Here is a 20,661-nt window from a genome sequence, read left to right as displayed (position 1 = left end):
GTCCTGAACAGTCTTTTTCGACAATATGTTGAGTACTATTTCTAATAATTAGACATCAAGTAAGGTGCAAAACGAATATCCAAGTCATAAACTTGTAGTATAAGCTAACAACCAATAAATGGACGAGGTGCATGGTGATGAGAATCGGAATTCCCAAAGAAATCAAAAACAATGAGAATCGTGTAGCAATGACTCCGGCCGGGGCTGCTGATTTCATCAGAACCGGTCACCAGGTGATGATTGAGCAAGGCGCGGGGATCGGCAGTGGATTCACGGATCATGAATATCAAGCTGCGGGCGCAGAGATTCGAATGGATGCCAAGTCAGTGTGGAACGAGGCCGATATGATCATCAAAGTGAAAGAACCGCTTGCCAGTGAATATGAATATTTTCGTCCGGGGCTAATTCTGTTCACCTACCTGCACCTCGCAGCGGAACCTGAGCTTGCAAAAGCGCTTATTGCAAGTCGGGTAACAGCCATCGCCTATGAGACGCTGGAGGTCAACAGTACTCTTCCCCTGTTAACACCTATGAGTGAAGTTGCAGGCCGCATGGCCTCCCAGATCGGAGCACAGCTGTTGGAGAAGACCGAAGGTGGCAAAGGCATTCTGTTGTCTGGTGTACCGGGTGTCAGTCGGGGGAAAGTGGTCATTATTGGCGGCGGTACGGTGGGAACAAATGCTGCCAAAATCGCCATTGGTCTTGGAGCGGATGTGACCATCCTCGATCTGAATCTGAATCGTCTGCGCCAGCTGGATGATATCTTCGGCAATCAGATCCACACGCTGGTATCCAGCCCGTCCAACATCGCGGCAGCTGTTGCGGCGGCAGATCTGTTGATCTGTGCGGTGCTGATTCCGGGCGCCAAGGCGCCAACGCTAGTCAGTGAGCAGGTCGTGAAGACGATGGCACCGGGATCGGTCATTGTGGATGTGGCGATTGATCAAGGCGGGATCGTTGAGACCATTGATCATATTACCACCCACGATGAACCGACCTATGTGAAACATGGCGTCGTGCACTACGCGGTGGCGAACATGCCGGGCGCTGTACCGCGTACGTCTACGGTGGCGCTGACCAACGCCACCATGCCTTATGCGCTGCAGCTGGCCAACCACGGTGCAGCCGCCGCGATTCGCGGCAGTTCGTCCATTCGCAGCGCGGTTAATGCGCTGAATGGACACATCACGTATGAGGCGGTTGCCCGGGATCTCGGGCATGCCTATGTTCCTGCGGGTCAGGCGCTGGAGAATGCCGCCGCCGTCCAGTAATCTTGATAGGATCGTTCCACCCCGGCGCCATGTCGCCAGGCCTGTGGAACGCAATAGAAGCGCGAGTCGGGCAGATGTTGTACCCGGCTTGCGCTTCTTGATTTTTTTGCACATATGAAATAGATCAATTCGGATAAGGCCTTGTCTTATGTTCCTCCGATTTTGGCGCTTTAGACCGCCCGTTCACTGCATACTTCGCGGAAGTTGCAATCCCGGCAGGACCGGTGCGAAGGCATCGCTGTGAAATAGCTGACGTCCTTTGGACGGTTATAATATTCATCCTCCACACAGGAGCGCATCTCCTCGATGTAACGACCCACGTTCTCTTCCACCTTCCGAATATCCTCTTCTGTGGCTGTAAACTCCCGATGTTTACCGGTTAGGAGGTACTCCACTCGCAGCTCAATCTGCTCCAAAGGAACCCGGTAGTGCTCTCTTACATACGATGCGTACAGCATGAGCTGATCCGAGAAGTCATCTTCCTTGCCCGTCTTCCAATCCACAATGACAATATTGCCGTTACTGCGCCGATACAATAAGTCCATCTTCACATACACGCGTGTATCGTGCAGCATCATCGTATCCCATTTCTCGATCTCCAGAATGTCCGTGCTTGCCCGGGACAAGTCCTCCCACGTAAGCGTCTGGTACAGATTACTGACACAGGCTGAAGCCCGCTCCTTAATCGTCGCGATCCGGTCATTCAATGTGTCATCCCCGTAATAGATCTCGGACAACATCGTGCGATTCTTGGGGTTCAGCCGCCACTGATCCGCGTCCATTGATTCCACATACGCCTGATTCAGCAGCTTGCGTATCGTCTGTTCCAAAAAGTGTTCACGCGGTTTATCATTACCCTCTTCTCTGCTGCGTACCGCCGACTCACACATCCGATGCGCGAGGTCTCCGAAGACAAGGTACAGATTGCTAAGTTGTTTCAAACGGTACAGACGAACCTGCATCTCATCAGCAGAGTCTGTCTTCCAGCCGTTATGGGCACCGTAATAATGATAATAATATTTGCGCAGGCACTCATCGAACATACTCGCCCGCGACTGCGAATAAGACCATTGCGGGTATTGTGCCATAAGAAATTCTGCCTTTCTGTATGCCGGATCTGCATGAGATCCCTTAATGCTCACAGTATAAAGCCAGGGCAACATTGCCGCAAGCTCGCTTCCGTTATTTTCTTCAGACGCAACCGTTTCCGATTCAATCCGTATCGTTTATATAGTAACATCACCAAAAGATGAAATTGCGGAGCAGAACGCATAATATACTCCATAGAGGGCAGCTAATCCGGGATGCTAGTTCTGATCTAGCCCGGGGCCAGTGCGGGCCCGGCGCTAACGAATCTCACACACCTTATCACGTGGATCATGAGGTTTTACGGAATCTAACGAACTCCAGAAACGCTAATTAGTCTTATTTCGATTGTAGAACGTGTTTACTGCAAGCAAATGATCTATAGCGTGTCTCTGATTCGTTACATTTTCAGATCTGCCGATTTACGTGAAATAAGACTTACTCGGTTCGTTAGAAAATGATTATATGAAAAAATTGTACAGGCATATCCAAAAAGGAGGCACGACCCATGAATCGACCGGATTGGTTCCAGGCGGAAGAAGCATTACAACAGATCCAAGTCATCGGAAGCGACCGGAATGAGCTCGTGAACATCATCGGCGATGTAGAAGGATTGAATTGCATTGGCACAGGTACGGATGCGGCTGTATTTACGTATGACGGCTTGCCGCAGTATGCCTTCAAGATGTACTCGGATCATGCCTTGGACAAACTAGAAAATGAAAAGCAGGTATACGAACAGCTCAAAGGACTGCCATACTTCCCTACCTATTACGGCAGCGGCCGAAATGTTCTCGTGATCAGTTTTGAACCCGGAGATACCCTGCTGGAATGTTTGGAAAAAGGAATCCCCGTCCCCGAGCAGGTGATGCTCGATGTGGACGCAGCGCGAGAAGCCGTTCGCAGCCGCGGGCTGAACCCCCGTGACATTCATTTGAAAAATGTAATTCTTCAGGACGGGCGTGGCAAAGTGATTGACGTATCCGAGTATATTCAAGACGGCAATGACAATCGCTGGGAGCATCTCGTCTGGGCCTATCACAACATCTATCCGCGAATCAAAGGAACGCCCATATCTCCGCGCATGCTGCAGACGATCAAATGGGGATACAATCAGCTCGATCATGCCAATGTCAAAATGGACGATCTCGCCAAGAAAGCCAATCGTCTGTTCTCCAGATTTATGAAATGAGTACGTTGTACACATTATAGGACTGTCTTTTTGCTTTATTAAAACCAAACCACCCGGATAATAGCCTTGAAGGGGCCTTTATCCGGGTGTTTTTTTTGTGTAGGTGCGTATGCGTATCCGTATGCATATGTGTGTGTGCTGACTGTTGCGGTAATCACTGATGTATACTCTGCTTCTGCTCACATTGTGATTGCGAGTTGCATATGGCTAAAGCCTTCGTTATGCATATTTTATTCGAGACTACTGCCAACCTGGTTGTGTTCAACCTTCTTTTCTCCCCCGCCCTTGCGAGGGGGTCATGCCCTTATATTGTTTGTATAACTTCGTAAAATAATTGGCATTGTCGCAGCCTACTCTGGCGGCGATCTCCGTAATGGTCAGACTGCTGCCTTGCAGGAGTTGTTCTGCCTCGCTCATCCTGCATCCGTTCACGTATTCAACAAAGGTACGTCCAGTCAGCTTTTTGAACATTTTGCAGAAGTGATACGCATTCAGTCCCACATGGCTTGCCGCTTCCGTAACAGACATCTTGCCTGTGGGATCCGCTTCAATCTGTGCAATCAACTGCTTGAAGCGTTCGCGGTTTGGAAAATACGATCCAACCGATCGATCCGGCAGCTGCTCCGGCATAAAGGTTCGCGCAAGCAGCGTGAATAAGGCATGCAGCTTGGACTTTACCACGAGCTGATAAGCCGGGGGCTGGAACGCCATTTCCTCCACAGCCTCATTTAGCAAAGAATAATAGCCTGTGCAGGCGATGTTTTCCTCGGCCGGTTTGACCGGAAACCTCACTCTTCCTTCCAGATACGGCGCGACATATTGCTCATGCACGGGATCGTGGGTGAAATCATGAAACAGTGCACGGTTGACTACAACGGAATCATAATGCACATCCCCCTCGTGCAAGGCATACCCCACATGCAACGTGCCTCCAGGAATGATGATGACCTCACCTGCGCGAACCACATAAGGCTTGCTATCAATATGAAACAGCGCACTTCCCTTGCGCATAACAATCAGTTCGAAATGTTCATGCCAATGCAAATACAGAATGCATTCTTCCGCTTTCATATCAGAACATCGATTTCGGAACAACTGAAATGGATGTGATTTATGATCAATTCGGGTATTTTCGTGAAGCGCTTTCAGATCCAGCACGACTTCTTCCCCCTCTTCACAAGATCCGACTAATATTACACAAGATTGTGTAGAGCCATCCCGTTAATGCACGGCTATAATGAGTGTGTCACGAAGTACTATAAGCCAATATTGGAGTGAAATACAACCATGAATAAATCATTACGCATCGGTACCCTTGTAGGCGGGCAGGACGCCATCCGCGTTATCCCGCAGATCATGCAACATGGCTTCGAATCATTTAACCTGACCTTCTGGCAAACCACTGGTGATCTGGACCTGGCTGAGACAGCCAAGCGTGTCCGTGAAATTGTGGACGAACAAGGTATTGTCATCTCCGCGGTGAGTGTATTTGGTAACCCCCTCACGGGAGCAGGAGACAACGCCGATACACTCGCAAGCTGGGAGCGGGTGATTGATCACGCACAGCTCTTCGGTGCAGATATTGTCTCCGGGTTCACTGGCCGATTGACCGATCAACCCATTAACGAGTCCATCCCCCGGTTCAAGGAAGTATTTGGTGAACTCGCACGCCGTGCAGCAGATCGGGGTGTACGGATTGCTTTTGAAAACTGTGATATGGGTGGAACCTGGCAGACAGGCGACTGGAACATTGCCCATAACCCGACGGCCTGGGAGATGATGTTCGATGCTGTTCCGGATGAAAATGTCGGTCTGGAGTGGGAGCCTTGTCATCAAATGTCCAGCCTGATCGATCCGATTCCACAGCTGCGCAAATGGGCTCACAAAGTCTTCCACGTACATGGCAAAGATGCCACGATTGCCTGGGATATTGTCAAGGAATATGGCGTACACGGTCCACGGGAATTTGTCTGGCATCGCACCCCGGGCTTCGGGGATAACAACTGGGCAGACATTATCACCATTCTGCGTCAGAACGGTTATCAGGGCACGATCGATATTGAAGGTTGGCATGATCCCGTCTACAAAGACGAACTCGAAATGACCGGACAGGTACATGCTTTGCGATATTTGAAACAATGTCGTGGCGGCGATTTTGTGCCCAATCCGACTTAGAGAATCAACCTCCACTGAAACTTAACCTAAGTTGCTGCTGGCCTAAGACTGAATAAAAACCATAGTTAAATCTATTTCTCATTTCTCGAAAACCATGCGAGCTAAAAACACAATCCATACGAAGGAGATGAGCGGATGAGTCATCCTTATCGGGTAATTATCGCTGGCTGCGGTGCCATGGCAAACACGTGGGCGGACTATGCCTTGCAAAGGCAGGATACAGAAATCGTCGGGCTGGTTGATCTCTATGAACAGACAGCCATTGCTTTTGCTACAAGACACGGCCTCACCTGCCCTACGTTCACCGATATCCGTGAGGCCATTCAAGCAACTGGCGCGAATATCGTATTCGATGTTACGATTCCGGCGAGTCATTACGGCATTGCCATGACAGCGCTCAAGGAAGGTTGTCATGTATTTGGCGAGAAACCCCTCGCAGAGTCCTTCTCCGACTGCACAGATATTGTACAAACCTCTCGCAGTACAGGACACATTCAAGCCGTGATGCAGAATCGTCGATTCGATCCGCGTATCCGTGCCTACCAGCATCTCATTTCCGGCGGAGCTATAGGGCAGGTAGGTTACGCAGGGGCAGACTTCTTCCTCGGGCCACACTTCGGCGGATTCCGGGATCTGATGGATAGCCCATTGCTGCTCGATATGGCAATACATACGTTTGATCAGGCACGATATATTCTCGGGGCTAACCCGGTATCAGTGTACTGCCATGAGTTCAATCCTCCAGGTTCCTGGTATCAGGGCAATGCGATGGCGTTATGTATATTTGAGATGTCTGACGGGTCTGTATTCAACTATCGCGGATCCTGGTGCGCAGAAGGTGTACCCACATCATGGGAAGCAAGCTGGCGCGTAATCGGTGAAAAAGGAACCGCCATCTGGGATGGTCATGATGACATCTATGCTGAGGTGGTCGCTGCGCAAAGCCTGGATGCTGATGGCAAACCATCCTTTTTCCAGCCAAATGAGCGGATTGAAGCGGAACTGCCTGTCATGGACAAAACAGGTCATCATGGCTGCCTCGAAGACATGTTCGCTGCACTGGAATCAGGCCGATTGCCTGAAACGGATTGCAGTGATAACCAGTTCAGCATGGCTATGGTCCTCGCATCTTTGGAAAGCGCACGCACAGGCCAGAAAGTATTCATCGCCGATCTGCTGAAAAACACATAACAAAGCGCCTGTGTACATCAATTAAACAAAGCCCAAACTGCAAATTTCAGCAGTTTGGGCTTTCTTGTTTTTTACCCACTTCCCTTTTCTATACAAGGTACAAAAAAAGTTTCTGACAAAACGAAAAGTAGTGCAGGGGACGAAATCGATTCTGAAGAAACGAAGTGTTCGCCTTTATCACCGGATTTCGACTTTACAAAAGTCGATCAGGAAATCCGGGGATAACAGCGATCGAAAGAACGATTCGTAACCGGAACGGCCTCTTTACGAGCAGTCAGCATTCTTTTTCCGAACTCAATCACCTATAGAATTCCTTTTTTCATTGCCTTATACACCAGTTGCGAGAACAGACTGTTGGACCAGGCAAACCACGGTCTTGTGAACGTGTTAGGATCATCGGCGTGGAAACCCTCGTGCATATATCCGGCACCCGCATCCGTGTTCTCCAGCAATTCAATCATGGCCCGCATTTCCTCGTCATTGTCTGCGGTCAGACCCTGCATGGACAGCGCCATATGCCAGATGTATCCCGGAGGGGTGTGGGGGCTACCGATCCCTTTGGCTACCTTCCCTTCATAGTAGAACGGATTCTCCTTACTCAAAATGAATCGGCGTGTGTTCTGATACACAGCATCCTCCACCGAAGCAAACTCCATATACGGAATGGACATCAGTCCAGGCGTGCCCGCATCATCCATAAGGCAAAAGTTGCCGTAACCGTCCGTCTCATAGGCATAGATCTGTCCATACTCTGGATGACGGTAAGTACCGTATAGGGAAATGCCATGTCGTATGTCTTCTTCCAATCGAGCCATCCGGCTCACCAGTTGTTCATCCCGAAATACCCACTTCGCAATCTCCCCCATCTGGCGCAAGGTTACCGCAGCGAACATATTCGCCGGAATATTATAATGAAAATCACAGGCATCATCGCTTGGACGGAATCCGGACCAGATCATACCCGTGTAATTCACAGGCATACCCAACCCCTCATTACGCAGCGTATCATGAGCTGGACAATTGCGACGCATGAACCGATAAGATGAACGCTCTGCATGATGCTGCTCTGTTTCCCATAAGTCTACGATATTCTCCATCACCCTCTTGAAGCGCTCGTCAAATATATCTGTAAGTTCCGTCTCCCGCCAATATGTATAAGCCAGCTTCATGGAGAAACAGAGGGAATCGAGCTCAAACTTCCGTTCCCACACCCAAGGTGACATCTGCGTCTCATCATTGGCATCCCAATGCCATCCATTCGCCGTTTCATTGAACGCATTGGCATAGATATCCTTATCAGCATAAAATGTATGCTTTTTGATCAGGCCTCCGATGATTCGCTGCAACTTCTCGTCATCCTTCGCAAGTGGAACATAATGCATGACCTGCTCTACGGAATCCCTTAACCACATGGCGGGAATATCCCCTGTAATTACAAAGGTTGTCCCATCATCATGCAGCTTCGTGGTCGTTTCCAGCGTATTGGGAAAACAATTACGAAACTGAGCCAGCAATCTCGGTCGATGTTGCAAACGCTCGTCCGCCTCAGTCAGAATATCCTGCACAGCTTGTGGCAACTCCAGATGCGGCATAGGGATTTTCGGTAATCTGAACTGTTCCATGGATGTCGTCTCCTTTGAATTGAGGTTTTATGTATAAGTTGATAAAAAGATTATTTACACTGGCACTACGATGACAGAACAACTTTCCAATCGCTGTTATCCCCAGATTTTTTCGATCCCCTTTCTCAAGGGGAAATCCGGTGATAAAGGCGAGGTTTATGCTTCCGATGCAGCTTTCTTGCAGAAAGCTTTTAGCTTCGCTTTGTCAATTTTCTTCTGTCCTCTCCGTTATCGTGTAAATGATTAGTTCAACTTATATAGATTGACTATATGACCAACTCTATTGTTATTTTTGTTATGATAAATTATAATAACATTATTATTTGTAAGTGTACTGTGTCCGAAGATGATCGTCAATTCTTAAAGGTCATCTCATTGGATTTATGCAAATCGCTTACATACGAAGGAGTAATGATATGTCACGCAAAGTATCCATTCAGACGCTGGCTGACCAGCTCGGATTATCCAAATATGCCGTCTCCCGCGCACTCAGTGGCAAGACGGGAGTTAGTGAAGCCACACGTGCACGGGTGCTGGAACTCGCTCGGGCATTGGGATATCGCCAAAGTACTCCAGGTGCTGCCAACGGTCCTGCTGCCGCAAACCATGTGGATCCTTCCGATCCTCCATTTGTTCTCATATGCATGAATCAGCTTAACCGCGGTGAACCCCACTACTGGCAACGTGTTCTGTCAGGCATGATCTCCGCCTGTAATGAGCGCGGTTGGCATCATGCCATTGTATCTCCCTCACTCGGAGTGACAGACGAGAACATCTCTCCCGAAAAAGCTATTGCTCCTCATTTGGACTGGGAACGTTGTGCAGGAATTATTGTCATGGGCGCTTTTCCTCATACGGTTCTGCAACGCCTCTCTCAGACGGGTCGGCCTATTATTCTCGTAGATCATCAGGAACCATTGCTGAATTGTGATACGATCAGCCATGATAATCTGGAAGCTGGCATCACGGTAGCGAGATATTTAATGTCGATGAATTGCCAACGGATTGGCCTCATCACAGATGATGGTCGTGCTGCGAGCTTCGCGCAGCGGAAGATCGGAATCGAACTGGCTTTGAACCATTTTCATGTAGATACGAGTCATACGACCAGCTTCAGAGAATGGAATATTCCGTATGAAAATGGGGAATGGGTTAACCAGTTGGCTACCACGATTCAAAACATGCCAGATGATGAACGTCCTGATGCCTGGATTGGTGTTAATGATGATATTGCCTTGCAGTGGATGCACAAATTACAGGAGATGGGCATCTCCACGCCTAAAGATTGCCTTGTCATCGGTATTGACAATGTACATTCTGCCGTTACGTCTTCCCCGCCCCTAACCACGGTTAACCTGTGCAAAGAGGAACTCGGACAACGTGCCGTTGAAGCTTTACAACGTCGGATTGAACGCCCGGGGACACCTAAAGAGACGGTGATGTTATCGACCACGTTGATTCCAAGGGAATCGGCTTAACTCGGCGTGGTACATACGAAAAGAGACCCCGCACAATGGTGCAGGGCCTTTTCGTATATTAGTCATTTATACTTATATGTCTATACATCCACACTTCAATCCTGTTGATCCATCCTTACTCCATCCATTCAAGCATTTCTTTACTTCACGGCTGAAGATCTACTATTGGTTATTTCAGCCAAGGCAGGCTGCTGTACGAAGGAAGATCGACTTCCCAATTCAGATCGCGATACTCCCTATCGACCACCTCACGTTTTAAAGTGAATTTTCGACCGTTATCTTTGTAAAAACCCTGGATGATGAATTGCAGTTTATCGGTAACATATTCACCATTACTATTAGGCTGATTTGGATAACCAACCACTTCCACAGGATATTCCGTCCCTTGCGAATCTATCGCTATCCAGCGATCGCCATGGAAGGCATTTCGAAACGTCCCTGTTCCACTCAGAACAAGGGAATATCCTTTATTCACATCACTCTTCTGAAGGTTATATGATTCTGGAACAGGATTATAATTAAAATCATCAAATATAAGCTTATCGCCAAACTGCTCAAATTTTACAAAGGTATGAAATGCAGTGTCCGTACGCCTCTTATCCAAATCAACTTCTACAGATTTCTCTTCCTTCACCGGAATAGTGTAGCCATCCAGCACAAAGCGAATGTTCTTGGCATCTAGCGATACTACAGATGGGTCCCATGTGTCTGACAATTTCAAAGCTCCATCATTCCTCACTTCACGCTGATCATGGAGTCGAAACTTGGGTTCACGTGCACCTGGTCTGTAACCGTTGAAAATTCGATATTCATTTGTTTCAGGAATTTCAAGATGGTAAATGATACTCATATAGCTCGCCCAGTTCTCATCAACTTTGCCACGAAGCTTACCATCCAGCTTCACATTTAGATCTAGCCGGGTTCCATTTGGAGTACGTACAAGCTGTGTCATATCGAGCTTTAGTCCTTCTGGCGTCGTATAGGTGTTATTCATTGGATTTTCAACAGCCAATGATTTTGCTTTGGTCATATCAATGCTGAATTTAAAACTCCAATCCACCATAACGTCTCTTTCCTCATATGACTCTGTCACAAAATTATAGAACAATCCTACTTTTAAATGTCCTAATTCTCCACGCACGAACACCTGATCAGGAATATCTTTGTCAAACTGAAATACAAATTTATCAAGAGAGCCACTGCCTATTCTGCTATCCCTTGCAAGGGTCGCAACCTCTCTTCCCGTTTCATCAGTGACATGAACTCTTCCCATTTCAGGATATAAAATTGACATTCTGGTTCCATCAGGTGCTGTTTGTTGCAGCCTCATTACAATCTGAGAACGATCCACCAGTACATCTTCAATCTTGAGCTTATATCCTTGATCTTCAATAAGTAGATTCGGATTCACCACTAGTCCATGGGGTTTAAGACGTTTGTAATCATCAGCCAAATATGAATATTTCAATGCTTCAGGCACAGAGATGTTAGGCAATGGCAGATGATCCACAGCATTTACCGCGGGTTGCGCTGGCTCAGCTGTACGATCAAATGCAAACCAAGCTACTCCCGCAAGAATCACAACTGCCGCTGCAACAATTCCTGTCTGGCGCATCCAATGCGCTCTCATGGATTTTTTCACGAACAGAGGCTCTTCTTCTCCACTTTCCATGGACACCCCATCCAGCTTCTGCATGAGCTTAAGCGTAAAATCCGCATCCGGCTCCTCTCGGTACAGGTGTTCATCCCACAAACGATCCTCATCCCTTGAAATAGGCTTCATACGTAGCTAAACCTCCTTTGCGTTCCATTTGCTTCCTCAGCGTTTTTTTCCCGCGATAAAGGGCGTTACGCACTTTGGTTGAACTCATGCCTGTAATATCTGCAATCTCTTCATAGCTCAACTCGTTTGTGTACTTTAGTAATAACACCAGGCGATACGAATCAGGTAACTGTTCGAGATGTCGGTATATTTCACGCTGCATTTCTTTATGCAGCACACGTTTCTCCGGTGTTTCATTACTGACCGGTTCGATTCCTTGATCGACCGCAGTCATCACGGGTTTCTTTTCCCGTATAAAATCCCGCATCCGATTCACCGCAATGGTATACACCCACGAAGAGAAACTGCTCCCCTCCCGCCTCGACGGAAGATAACGATAGATACGAATAAACGTATCCTGAGCGAGATCCTGTGCATCCGGATGACTCGCACCCATTCCGCGCATGATGCCGTAGACTTTATTTTTATATCGATCCACGAGCACGGAGAACAACTGCTTATCCCCTGCAATAATGCGCTCAATAAGCTCCTCCTCCGGTATCTGTTGAGTCATGTAATCCCCCTTCTCTACAGCTTCCATGCATGGTTCTGTACTATATAGACGGAAGCCGTTCCCGAAACCTCTCACTTTATCCAAAAAAAAGAATTCGCCCTGATCGGCGAAGCCGACAGGGTGAACTCTGCGTACCAACATCTTTGATTGTCGCTGCACATTCTCTATAGGTTTCGTCGTAGCCTATTACTGCTTTCCTACCTCTTCTGTCTTTCTTACCCCTTAATTTTCCCTGTTCTTGTCCGCAACAAAATCAGCAAGCTGTGAATAGATCGCCACAATTTCATCCATCGACATGCGTACGAGTCCACTGGACGATGGAGCGACAAACTCCTGAATTTCCTTGACGACCGGGTCGTCCTGGAATCCCCATTGCACTTTGGCGCGCTTGCTGTACTGGGTGTATACCCCTTTTCCTACAAAGCAGGCGATGTCCGGTCGGTAGTCCTCCAGCTTTTGCCGCAAAATCTGGCGTCCTTCTGCGTACTCTTCCTTCGTAATATCTTCCACACCTCTGGTGGGCCGGGCCACGATATTCGTGAATCCGTACCCCAGCTTCAGCAACTCTCCATCCTCTTGTGCATCATATAAACGCGGAGTTAATCCCGACCGTTCAAGAATGCGCCAGAACCGGTTACCTTTGTAAGCATAATGATGACCCGTCTCTCCAGACGTAATGCTCGGATTGAAGCCAATAAACAATATCGATAAACCAACATCCAGATGATCTGGAATCATGATGCAACACCTCCTGATCTTTTTTAGCCTATTCCCACATTTGGTTGTGTATAAAATGATATAATAAGCAAAGCATTTTCGAAATCGGATGAAATTTTCATGAAAAAGGAAGCTGAACTAATGATTGCAGACATCATGCTTGAAGTCGTCCTACCCGTCTTTCTCCTGATCGCCGTCGGATCCTGGATGCAAAAGGTGTTCAAGCTGGACTTGTACACCCTCGCCAAAATCAATTTCTATTGTATTACCCCCGCAGCCGTCTTTATGAGCATGTATCACTCGGATATGTCGGGCGAATTGCTCGGGACTGTGACATTATTTTACGCAATCTATGTATTGATTCTCTATATTATAGGTTCAGTCGTTTCCCGTTCTCTCCGGATGAATAAAGGCATGAAGGCTGCCTTCAACAACAGTATTATGCTGGATAACGCAGGCAACTATGGTCTGCCTATCAATGCATTGGTATTCCGCGGCGATCCACTCGCCTCTTCCATTCAGGCGCTGGTCATGTCTTTACAGGCATTACTGACATTCACCTATGGCGTGTTGTCCATTCAGGGCGCGAAGCTCAAGGGTAATTACCGGGCAGTGATTATTGGATTTCTTAAAATGCCCGTTCCGTATGCACTCTTGTTAGGGATTCTGTTCCACATGTGGAACGTTCCCTTACCTACGTTCTTGTCTATGCCGCTAACCTATGCGCAGCAAAGTATGGTCGCTGTGGCGCTGCTAACACTGGGTGCACAGATTGTAAAATATCCCATCCGACTGTACCGTCTTGATGTGTATATTAGCACATTTTTGCGACTCCTGATCGGCCCTGCTATCGGAATTTCGATTGTGCTCATGCTTGGATTGGAAGGCATCGCTGCACAGGCTCTCATCATTGCTTCGGGTATGCCGACAGGTGTCAACGCATCCATCCTGGCGGAAGAATACGATAACGAACCCGATTTTGCAGCCCAGACAGTGCTGATCTCTACGCTCTTGAACATCATCACGATTACGGCACTGATCTCTTATGCCAAAACGTTCTGAATATAGAAAAACAAGTCCATGGCCCGTGAACAGGGTTGTGGACTTGTTTTTTTCTGATTGCCAAAATTATGATTCAAACGTCGTTCGTTCCGGGAATTTGCCGCCTTCCCTGAATAAACATCGTACCAGTCGCTGCGCGGCTCGATTAAAGAAAAAACTCGGACTCACCCCATCCACCTGGACAGGTTCCAGTTCCCTCACACTTTCCTTGATCTTATTCATCTCAATGAGCCCCATCTTTCGCTCATTCGGTCCGAATCGATAAATAACCTTCTCATCGTCCTCCGTCTGTTTCACCAGCAGAATCATAGATGCCATACAGGTTACCCCCTATCGTTACGTTATGAGATTCCATTCATCACTTGCCTACTATAATTATTACCCAGATTCTAGGGGAAGGATATAGGACTTAAGTTAGTTATACCTAAATTAAATATCCTGATTTAAAGATTTTCTTAAATGAGTCGTTAGGCTTACAACAACGCGTTTACGCTATCCTTCTGGATAGTCACTGTCATGAAAGTGCGTACTGCCCAAGTTGTTTTTCTCCGTTTATACTAGGGCGTATCTTGAATTACAAAGGAGAGAAACATATGACTACAACTCAAATTTACAGCCACGGTGTCCCGTGGGAAGAAGCATTTAGCGTGGCTCAGGGGTACAGCGTTAACGGTATGATCTACATTGCAGGGCAATTTTCCCATGATATGCAGGGGACGTTTATTGGTGTCGATGATATTGAAGCACAGGTTCGCCAGACACTGGATAACTTGGATCGCGTGCTCGCGGGATTCAACGTGACGAAGTCGAACATTGCTGAACTGGAGATTTTCCTGGTTCACCCACAGGAGCATCTTGAGCCATGTGTTGCCGTGTATAAAGAGTATATAGGTACGCATCGTCCGGCTGTCACGATGGTTGGGACATCGGGGCTGGCCTTCCCTCATCAACTGGTTGAGATTCGCGCAGTTGCACATACCTGATAAGGAACTTGCTTTAACGAAGTCTATACACCAATGAAGCCGGCTCGGATTAACTCCGAACCAGCTTCATCTTTATTTCTTATTCTTATTCTTATTCTTTTACTATATCAATTCACAAACGTGGGTCTACTCGCTCCGACTCCAGCGATAACGTTGCTAGCACGCATTCGTGAATTCGTTCCACTGGCTCTCTGCGTATAAAGCGCTCAATACCCTCCATCCCCAATGCACTCTCCATTAAGGCGTGACGTTCTTTTTTGGACGTTTTACGTTTACGAAGCCTTAACAGATTCTCGGGTGCCAGGTAATCCATCCCGTAAATGATGTGCAAATACGCACGTCCTCGTACTTTAATCGCAGGCTGAATCATTTTGTTGTTATTCCAGGCGCGGAACGTTTCAGGTTTGATCACAATGCCTTCATGTCCTTCTGCTGTAATCTCATTCCACCAACGAATAACATCCGCTTCATCTGCCTCACTTGCGATCACGCGATATTCCGTCTCCATCATCAAGTTCGATATCCGGGCAAACTCACGGTTTTGTTCCATGTGCCATTCATGCGTTTGCTCCCAAAATGCTCCGGAGCTATGTGCCAGTGTGTGGAACGGCGCAATCCGTATATCATTGATATCATCCACATCCCAACAGTACTTCTGGAATACATTGCGAAATGTCTGGGCATTGGCAAGTTTTCCTGCTGTCTCCTGCAACCACTCATCTACATTCCGACCTGCTGCTTCGGCTTCACGCAGTTTGTCCAGCAACGTAGAGCGATCCATCAGCGAGGCTTCGGCCACGTGTGCATATTGTGAAGCAATCAGCTCACGCGCCTTTAGATTCCAAGGAACAATCTCGGCATCGAGCAGTACAAACTTCGTCTGATGACGATCAAAATAACCATCTGCAGTAAAGTCCGCATGTAATCTGGAGAGCACATCCTGCTCTGTTGAAGGATCAAAAAAGGATCGGCCCGTCCGTGTCACGATGTTCCCCAGCATCGGTCGGCCCACACGCTGCTCCGCAGCTTGCTCATCACGGAAAAGAAGTAAAATGGCCCGGCTGCCCATATGTTTCTTCTCGGCAACCATACGGGTAACGCCCTGTGAGCGATAATACTGGAATGCATCCTGTGGATGTTCCAGATATCCCTCTACGGAACATACACCCGGCGGCGGACTCATCGTAGGCGGGATATAGAGCAGTTCTTCCAGTGGTACAGTATAATGGGAAAACGTATCAATTGCCGTCTTCGCCACCTCACCGTGCACAGACACATCCAGTTTAGATGCTGTTTGAACCGTGAAACCCTCTTTGAACTTACGTATGTTAGGCGGAGCAAAACGCCGCTGTTCCCAGCGCTTTAATGGACTATCCGGATCTCCAGCATAATCCTGCCTCGCCGGAACACTGACTGCCTCACGTTCTGGCATTCGCCAAGCAGTGAGCATGCCACCAAAAACGACACCTTGATCAATATTGACCGTATCATTCACAATCGTAGGATATGGACGAGGATCATGTCCCCAAACGATGCATTCACCTGAATTGTGATCCACGTACCAATCCTTGCGCACCGGCCGACCTTGCTCATCCGTCCCATCCACATCGCCATATCGGCAGTAATCCTGAATGCGTTTGGACTGTTTCCCGATAAAATGATCTCGAATCCCTGCGTGTGCAACAACGACTTGTCTTACCCCATTGCGGGAAAATACCAGATGAGATGGTGCTTCAAGCAGAAATGATCTAAGCTCTGCACGTACTCGCTTCGCCGTCTCCTGACCGTGCTCCTGTTCAAGCTGTTGCAACTCTATCTCTACACGTTCGTCACCATGATTCAGCGTAACGTCATGACCATCCAGATAACGTGCAATCTTCCAGCCGTGATTGCTGTCAATCATGTAGGCGAGCTCGGCGTCACAATGACGTTGCCAGAACAACAGAGATTTTAATGATTCTGGTCCACGGCTCGTTACGTCGCCGACCGAAACCAATTTCCGTCCTTCAGGATGACGGTACAAGCCACTTTCATCCTCGTCCACATACCCGAGACGCACAATTAATTCCATCATTTCTTCGTAACAACCATGAATATCTCCGATGATATCTATACCTGTACCCATGTCAGTCACCAGCGGATTGGATGTGCGGACAAACGTAATCTCATCCGGCTGCTTCAGCACATAACTGGCATCAAAGCCATCCTCACGGATCGAGCGCAATGTGCGCTTGAACTGCTGCACCTGTTGTTTCACCCGTTGGCGTCCACGCGGATACTCCCGCTGGGCATCACGTTCCAGCAGTTCTTTTTCCGGGATATCCAGCACAACAGCAATCACAGATACATGAGCTTTTCTTGCCACCTGAATCAGCCGCTCCCGATCCTCTGGATACAGATGTGTCGCATCCACCCAAGTCAGCTTGTTCAGACGACAGCGGGTTGCGAGCATCGCCTCCATCGCTTCAAAGGCTTTGGCCGATACTTGCTGATACTCCGCATAGATCACATCCGCTTCACTACGGGGACGGTGTTTCCAATCCACATACTCATCATCTCCAACCAGCATGCGGAATTGATCGGACGAGACGGCTTCCGTGCGGCGAATGACGCTTTCTGCAACGAGACGATTCAGCAACGTACTTTTGCCACTGTTGGATGGGCCGACGAGAACGACAATGCCTGCGTGGGGTAGACGAATCTCACGCTGTCTTTCCTCCGTCCCACTTTTCCGATCCTTCTGTTCTCTGCCATTATCCGAGATTTCGTTCGGTCTCATTTTTCTCCTCATGATTGACTCTCCTTTCTCCGCTCAAAAATGACCAGTTGAGTAGGTTGTCCATAGCCTTCTACATGCTCACCGATACCCTTAATTTCATAGCCATAGCTCCCCCGTTGCGTCCATTCCTCACACCGGGAAGCCAGCTCCGCACGGGTCCACTCAAAGCGATGATCATGGTGACGGAAACTTTCCTGCTCCATTGCGTACACTTCGTTATATTCCTTGTTTGGCGTAGTAACTAGCAGCACTTCTGGCTGATATTCGTTCATGATTGTATCCATAATTCTGTTCAGACGATATTCCTCAATATGCTCAATCACTTCGCACAGGATCATGACGTCCTGGTTTTGCATCTGCTCGTCAAAATAAAAAAGTGAACCGATGATCGGCTCCGGTATAGCCACCACTTCAGAACGACCCTCCAGCTTCGCGAAGCGCTCCATGGCCCGTAGTCGTGACTGACCTGAAGGTTCAACCGCCAGAATTGACTCCACACCGGAGATGTGCGCCAAACGAGCAGACAGCTTGCCCTCACCAGCTCCCATATCAACAATGCTCCGTTTGACTGGCAACGCTGATACCACATCCGTAATCGCTCGATAACGCAACTCGTTTAACCGCACAGGAGGTTCAGAATGCCCGCCATCGCTAACGGACTCGGACTCACGTTGATCTTGTTCTCTGTCTTCCCGATGTCCCACGTTATTCTTCTGAATAACCGTATCCAAGACTTGAGCCATTCCGCTCTCCAGTCCAAAAGACGCATACAAAGCACCCTCTTGACGCTCATACTGCCGGATCAGTTCGGCAAAACGAAGCGTACGCTTCACAATGAGCTCTTTCAGTGGATGAGCATCCAGCCACCCTTCACCGTAACGTTTGATTTTATCGATCTCATCTTCACTGATGAAATAGTGTTTGTAATTATCCAGCACTGGAATCAGCAGAAAAAGCTGACGCAATGCATGTTGTACCGTGTTACGACCACGCAAGGTGATATGGCGAACTGTGCTTTTATTTTTCAGATCAAAGGAATAGGACAACTCTCCACGTTCCATCGAAACTGCGTATCCTAATGGCGAGAATAATTCCTCCACAACCCGATCCGGCAGGTCGGATGCCACCGGTCCAAAGGTCAGTTCCAATTCGAAAGCGTGACCTACCCATTGCACATAGTCTTCCTTGGGCTTGCCATTCAGGGCCGTTCCTAGCGCCCCACGTATGTAGGAGCAGAACAGGCTGCTGGTCACGAACTCACGATCATTGATATATTGCGTTATGTCATACCCATCCGGCGTGCCTCTGACCAGATCCACAGGATCAGGCTCGGCATGAATCAGCACTTCTGTTTCGGTCTCTGTAGCCTTGGTGTACACCATTCTTACACGCACGCCTTTGTCTACACGATCATATATATTCAGCGGGTTCTTCGCTAACAAATGGGATATAACCCCCGCGTCAGCGCCGCTTGCTTTCAAGATCAGATGCATCAGTTCTCCTCCTTTTATTTGAAAATTTCATCACGCCCCAGAGCTTTCATCACGCCCCAGAGCGTGTCTACTAACCTGCTGAAAGCCCCAACATACTTGAACGTCCCGGAGTGAGAGCAGCACAACTACATGATGGAGCGCTAACGAATCGCTGGCGTCTTATTTCATGTGGAGCAGTGTCCCCGTAAATCTAACGAACCCGAGTCACGCTATATGGAGCTAAACCGCCTTTTCCCATCCTTTTATCCAACTTTTTCGGAAAATAACGTGTCCCATGTTCCTTACAATTTAAAAAGACACTCTGGATGCCACAGTAGATGTCCTGTGTTCCTTAGAACATTCTCTCCCTCGTGATTCTTCACAATCAGCCAGTCGACTTGGACTTTATACGTTCTAGACGTGAACATCCCTCATTTGATCGCACGCCTGGGTGAAGGAACGTCCTAATTATTCCCCTTCGCCCCACACCTCTTGCAATGCCAAGCGGAAAATTCGATCCAAATCTTCAAATTGAATCACCTGCTCATTTTCCATCTGTCCGGCCAGTTGTTCAAAATGCTCGATCTTCTCGGCCAGAAAAGTCTGTATTGCTGGCAACTGCGGCTCCAGATCCAGCTCCTCGCCTGCCTTTTTGCGGCGCAGCAATTCATGAATCTCCGTATACAGCGATGTATTCGCAGGGACAAGTTCTCGCACCAGCTCTTCAAATGCCATTGGTGGCATCGCATCATAACGTTCGATCCACCCACAAGCGAGCAATGGACGAAGAACATAGAAGTACTTTTTAATCTTCACTCGCTCACCTTGTAAATAATCCCGGAAATTGCCCTTCGCCATATTCAGATAATGATACATGCAGGACTTGGGCGAGAAGGTCAACGGTGAAAGGGCCCGGATATGCTGTGCCACGTTATACCGTTCATCATACTGGATGGGGGATTGCAGCCACTCCAAGAGTGGCGGGTTCGATTTGCGAAACAGCTTCAACGCCTTGCGCAGATCCCAACCATTGATATCAAGCTGATCACTGATCGGGCGCTCAATAACATCCCTTCGATCCTTGATCGACAAGTACCATTCCAGCGGTCTTACATACAGAAAACGCACATCATAATCACTATCCTGGGAAGGAAATCCCCACGCCCGGCTGCCTGATTCACAGGCATAAATGATCCGTACCTGCTCCTCCTGTTCAATCTGCTTCAGCTGTTGTCTAATCGTATCTTTCATTTCTTCATGAACGTAGGTCATGGTCAGCCGCCTCCGAATTCCCTCA

The 20,661-nt window shown here is 48.2% G+C and carries 17 protein-coding genes; 7 read left to right on the top strand and 10 right to left on the bottom strand.

Translation table 11 applies throughout. From position 1 onward, the window contains the following. The first annotated feature begins 137 nt into the window (after positions 1–137). On the top strand, positions 138–1,271 hold the full coding sequence (ald, locus tag NKT06_RS05775; RefSeq protein ID WP_253431169.1) for an alanine dehydrogenase: 1,134 nt from the start codon (positions 138–140) through the stop codon (positions 1,269–1,271). Between the two features lie 170 nt (positions 1,272–1,441). Here ald and NKT06_RS05770 read toward each other — a convergent pair whose 3' ends face one another. Next, on the bottom strand, positions 1,442–2,359 hold the full coding sequence (locus NKT06_RS05770) for a PD-(D/E)XK nuclease family protein (protein WP_253431166.1): 918 nt from the start codon (positions 2,357–2,359) through the stop codon (positions 1,442–1,444). Between the two features lie 506 nt (positions 2,360–2,865). Between NKT06_RS05770 and NKT06_RS05765 the strand changes: the two genes are divergently transcribed. Then, positions 2,866–3,549: a serine/threonine protein kinase gene (locus tag NKT06_RS05765; protein ID WP_253431163.1), complete on the top strand. Its 684-nt coding sequence runs from the start codon at positions 2,866–2,868 to the stop codon at positions 3,547–3,549. A 261-nt stretch (positions 3,550–3,810) separates the two neighbouring features. On the opposite strand, the gene NKT06_RS05760 is transcribed toward NKT06_RS05765, so the two are convergent. Then, positions 3,811–4,707, bottom strand: a complete 897-nt coding sequence (locus NKT06_RS05760; RefSeq protein ID WP_253431159.1) for an AraC family transcriptional regulator — start codon at positions 4,705–4,707, stop codon at positions 3,811–3,813. Between the two features lie 129 nt (positions 4,708–4,836). Between NKT06_RS05760 and NKT06_RS05755 the strand changes: the two genes are divergently transcribed. Together NKT06_RS05755 and NKT06_RS05750 are read left to right on the top strand one after the other, a co-directional pair. Continuing rightward, positions 4,837–5,724, top strand: a complete 888-nt coding sequence (locus tag NKT06_RS05755) for a sugar phosphate isomerase/epimerase family protein (protein WP_253431156.1) — start codon at positions 4,837–4,839, stop codon at positions 5,722–5,724. Positions 5,725–5,859: 135 nt separating this feature from the next. Further along, complete coding sequence (locus NKT06_RS05750) at positions 5,860–6,915, top strand: Gfo/Idh/MocA family protein (protein WP_253431153.1); 1,056 nt, start codon at positions 5,860–5,862, stop codon at positions 6,913–6,915. 302 nt (positions 6,916–7,217) lie between these two features. Here NKT06_RS05750 and NKT06_RS05745 read toward each other — a convergent pair whose 3' ends face one another. Then, a complete protein-coding gene (locus NKT06_RS05745; RefSeq protein ID WP_253431150.1) occupies positions 7,218–8,537 on the bottom strand; it encodes a glycoside hydrolase family 125 protein in 1,320 nt (439 codons plus the stop codon). Positions 8,538–8,953: 416 nt separating this feature from the next. Between NKT06_RS05745 and NKT06_RS05740 the strand changes: the two genes are divergently transcribed. Beyond that, entirely contained in the window at positions 8,954–10,015 is a 1,062-nt protein-coding gene (locus NKT06_RS05740) for a LacI family DNA-binding transcriptional regulator (protein ID WP_253431147.1), read from the top strand. 169 nt (positions 10,016–10,184) lie between these two features. On the opposite strand, the gene NKT06_RS05735 is transcribed toward NKT06_RS05740, so the two are convergent. The 3 genes from NKT06_RS05735 to NKT06_RS05725 all read right to left on the bottom strand — a co-directional run bounded on the left by NKT06_RS05735 (position 10,185) and on the right by NKT06_RS05725 (position 13,089). Then, positions 10,185–11,687 carry a DUF4179 domain-containing protein gene (locus tag NKT06_RS05735; protein ID WP_253431144.1) on the bottom strand — a complete coding sequence of 501 codons (1,503 nt, stop codon included), beginning with the start codon at positions 11,685–11,687 and terminating at the stop codon, positions 10,185–10,187. Between the two features lie 88 nt (positions 11,688–11,775). Beyond that, on the bottom strand, positions 11,776–12,351 hold the full coding sequence (locus tag NKT06_RS05730) for an RNA polymerase sigma factor (protein WP_253431141.1): 576 nt from the start codon (positions 12,349–12,351) through the stop codon (positions 11,776–11,778). 222 nt (positions 12,352–12,573) lie between these two features. Then, the gene (locus tag NKT06_RS05725; RefSeq protein ID WP_253431137.1) at positions 12,574–13,089 is read right to left on the bottom strand and encodes a mismatch-specific DNA-glycosylase; all 516 of its coding nucleotides are present in this window, start codon (positions 13,087–13,089) and stop codon (positions 12,574–12,576) included. A 120-nt stretch (positions 13,090–13,209) separates the two neighbouring features. Here NKT06_RS05725 and NKT06_RS05720 point away from each other — a divergent pair, with 120 nt between their 5' ends. Next, complete coding sequence (locus tag NKT06_RS05720) at positions 13,210–14,130, top strand: AEC family transporter (RefSeq protein ID WP_253442404.1); 921 nt, start codon at positions 13,210–13,212, stop codon at positions 14,128–14,130. A gap of 66 nt (positions 14,131–14,196) precedes the next feature. Here NKT06_RS05720 and NKT06_RS05715 read toward each other — a convergent pair whose 3' ends face one another. Next, complete coding sequence (locus tag NKT06_RS05715; RefSeq protein ID WP_145320846.1) at positions 14,197–14,448, bottom strand: RNA-binding protein; 252 nt, start codon at positions 14,446–14,448, stop codon at positions 14,197–14,199. Positions 14,449–14,723: 275 nt separating this feature from the next. Here NKT06_RS05715 and NKT06_RS05710 point away from each other — a divergent pair, with 275 nt between their 5' ends. Then, positions 14,724–15,113 (top strand): RidA family protein, encoded by a 390-nt coding sequence (locus tag NKT06_RS05710; protein WP_253431134.1) that lies wholly within the window; start codon positions 14,724–14,726, stop codon positions 15,111–15,113. Between the two features lie 112 nt (positions 15,114–15,225). Here NKT06_RS05710 and NKT06_RS05705 read toward each other — a convergent pair whose 3' ends face one another. From NKT06_RS05705 to NKT06_RS05695, 3 genes are all read right to left on the bottom strand, one after another. Continuing rightward, positions 15,226–17,904: a polynucleotide kinase-phosphatase gene (locus NKT06_RS05705; protein WP_253431131.1), complete on the bottom strand. Its 2,679-nt coding sequence runs from the start codon at positions 17,902–17,904 to the stop codon at positions 15,226–15,228. Beyond that, positions 17,901–19,385: a 3' terminal RNA ribose 2'-O-methyltransferase Hen1 gene (locus NKT06_RS05700; protein WP_253431128.1), complete on the bottom strand. Its 1,485-nt coding sequence runs from the start codon at positions 19,383–19,385 to the stop codon at positions 17,901–17,903. The genes NKT06_RS05705 and NKT06_RS05700 overlap by 4 nt, the downstream gene beginning before the upstream one ends. 447 nt (positions 19,386–19,832) lie before the next feature. After that, on the bottom strand, positions 19,833–20,636 hold the full coding sequence (locus NKT06_RS05695) for a nucleotidyltransferase domain-containing protein (RefSeq protein WP_253431125.1): 804 nt from the start codon (positions 20,634–20,636) through the stop codon (positions 19,833–19,835). Positions 20,637–20,661: the final 25 nt, after the last annotated feature.

The organism is Paenibacillus sp. 1781tsa1 (assembly GCF_024159265.1).
Classification (GTDB): domain Bacteria; phylum Bacillota; class Bacilli; order Paenibacillales; family Paenibacillaceae; genus Paenibacillus.
This window is presented reverse-complemented; position numbering and strand designations above follow the sequence as displayed.

What these genes read in the sequence shown, in the direction of transcription:
- NKT06_RS05740 (WP_253431147.1), top strand. Translation starts at nt 8,954, where the DNA reads ATGTCACGCAAAGTATCCATTCAGACGCTGGCTGACCAGCTCGGATTA.
- NKT06_RS05755 (WP_253431156.1), top strand. Translation starts at nt 4,837, where the DNA reads ATGAATAAATCATTACGCATCGGTACCCTTGTAGGCGGGCAGGACGCC.
- NKT06_RS05695 (WP_253431125.1), bottom strand. Translation starts at nt 20,636, where the DNA reads ATGACCTACGTTCATGAAGAAATGAAAGATACGATTAGACAACAGCTG.
- NKT06_RS05725 (WP_253431137.1), bottom strand. Translation starts at nt 13,089, where the DNA reads ATGATTCCAGATCATCTGGATGTTGGTTTATCGATATTGTTTATTGGC.
- NKT06_RS05735 (WP_253431144.1), bottom strand. Translation starts at nt 11,687, where the DNA reads ATGGAAAGTGGAGAAGAAGAGCCTCTGTTCGTGAAAAAATCCATGAGA.
- NKT06_RS05750 (WP_253431153.1), top strand. Translation starts at nt 5,860, where the DNA reads ATGAGTCATCCTTATCGGGTAATTATCGCTGGCTGCGGTGCCATGGCA.
- NKT06_RS05765 (WP_253431163.1), top strand. Translation starts at nt 2,866, where the DNA reads ATGAATCGACCGGATTGGTTCCAGGCGGAAGAAGCATTACAACAGATC.
- NKT06_RS05770 (WP_253431166.1), bottom strand. Translation starts at nt 2,359, where the DNA reads ATGGCACAATACCCGCAATGGTCTTATTCGCAGTCGCGGGCGAGTATG.
- NKT06_RS05705 (WP_253431131.1), bottom strand. Translation starts at nt 17,904, where the DNA reads ATGAGGAGAAAAATGAGACCGAACGAAATCTCGGATAATGGCAGAGAA.
- NKT06_RS05700 (WP_253431128.1), bottom strand. Translation starts at nt 19,385, where the DNA reads ATGCATCTGATCTTGAAAGCAAGCGGCGCTGACGCGGGGGTTATATCC.
- NKT06_RS05745 (WP_253431150.1), bottom strand. Translation starts at nt 8,537, where the DNA reads ATGGAACAGTTCAGATTACCGAAAATCCCTATGCCGCATCTGGAGTTG.
- NKT06_RS05730 (WP_253431141.1), bottom strand. Translation starts at nt 12,351, where the DNA reads ATGACTCAACAGATACCGGAGGAGGAGCTTATTGAGCGCATTATTGCA.
- ald (WP_253431169.1), top strand. Translation starts at nt 138, where the DNA reads ATGAGAATCGGAATTCCCAAAGAAATCAAAAACAATGAGAATCGTGTA.
- NKT06_RS05720 (WP_253442404.1), top strand. Translation starts at nt 13,210, where the DNA reads ATGATTGCAGACATCATGCTTGAAGTCGTCCTACCCGTCTTTCTCCTG.
- NKT06_RS05715 (WP_145320846.1), bottom strand. Translation starts at nt 14,448, where the DNA reads ATGGCATCTATGATTCTGCTGGTGAAACAGACGGAGGACGATGAGAAG.
- NKT06_RS05710 (WP_253431134.1), top strand. Translation starts at nt 14,724, where the DNA reads ATGACTACAACTCAAATTTACAGCCACGGTGTCCCGTGGGAAGAAGCA.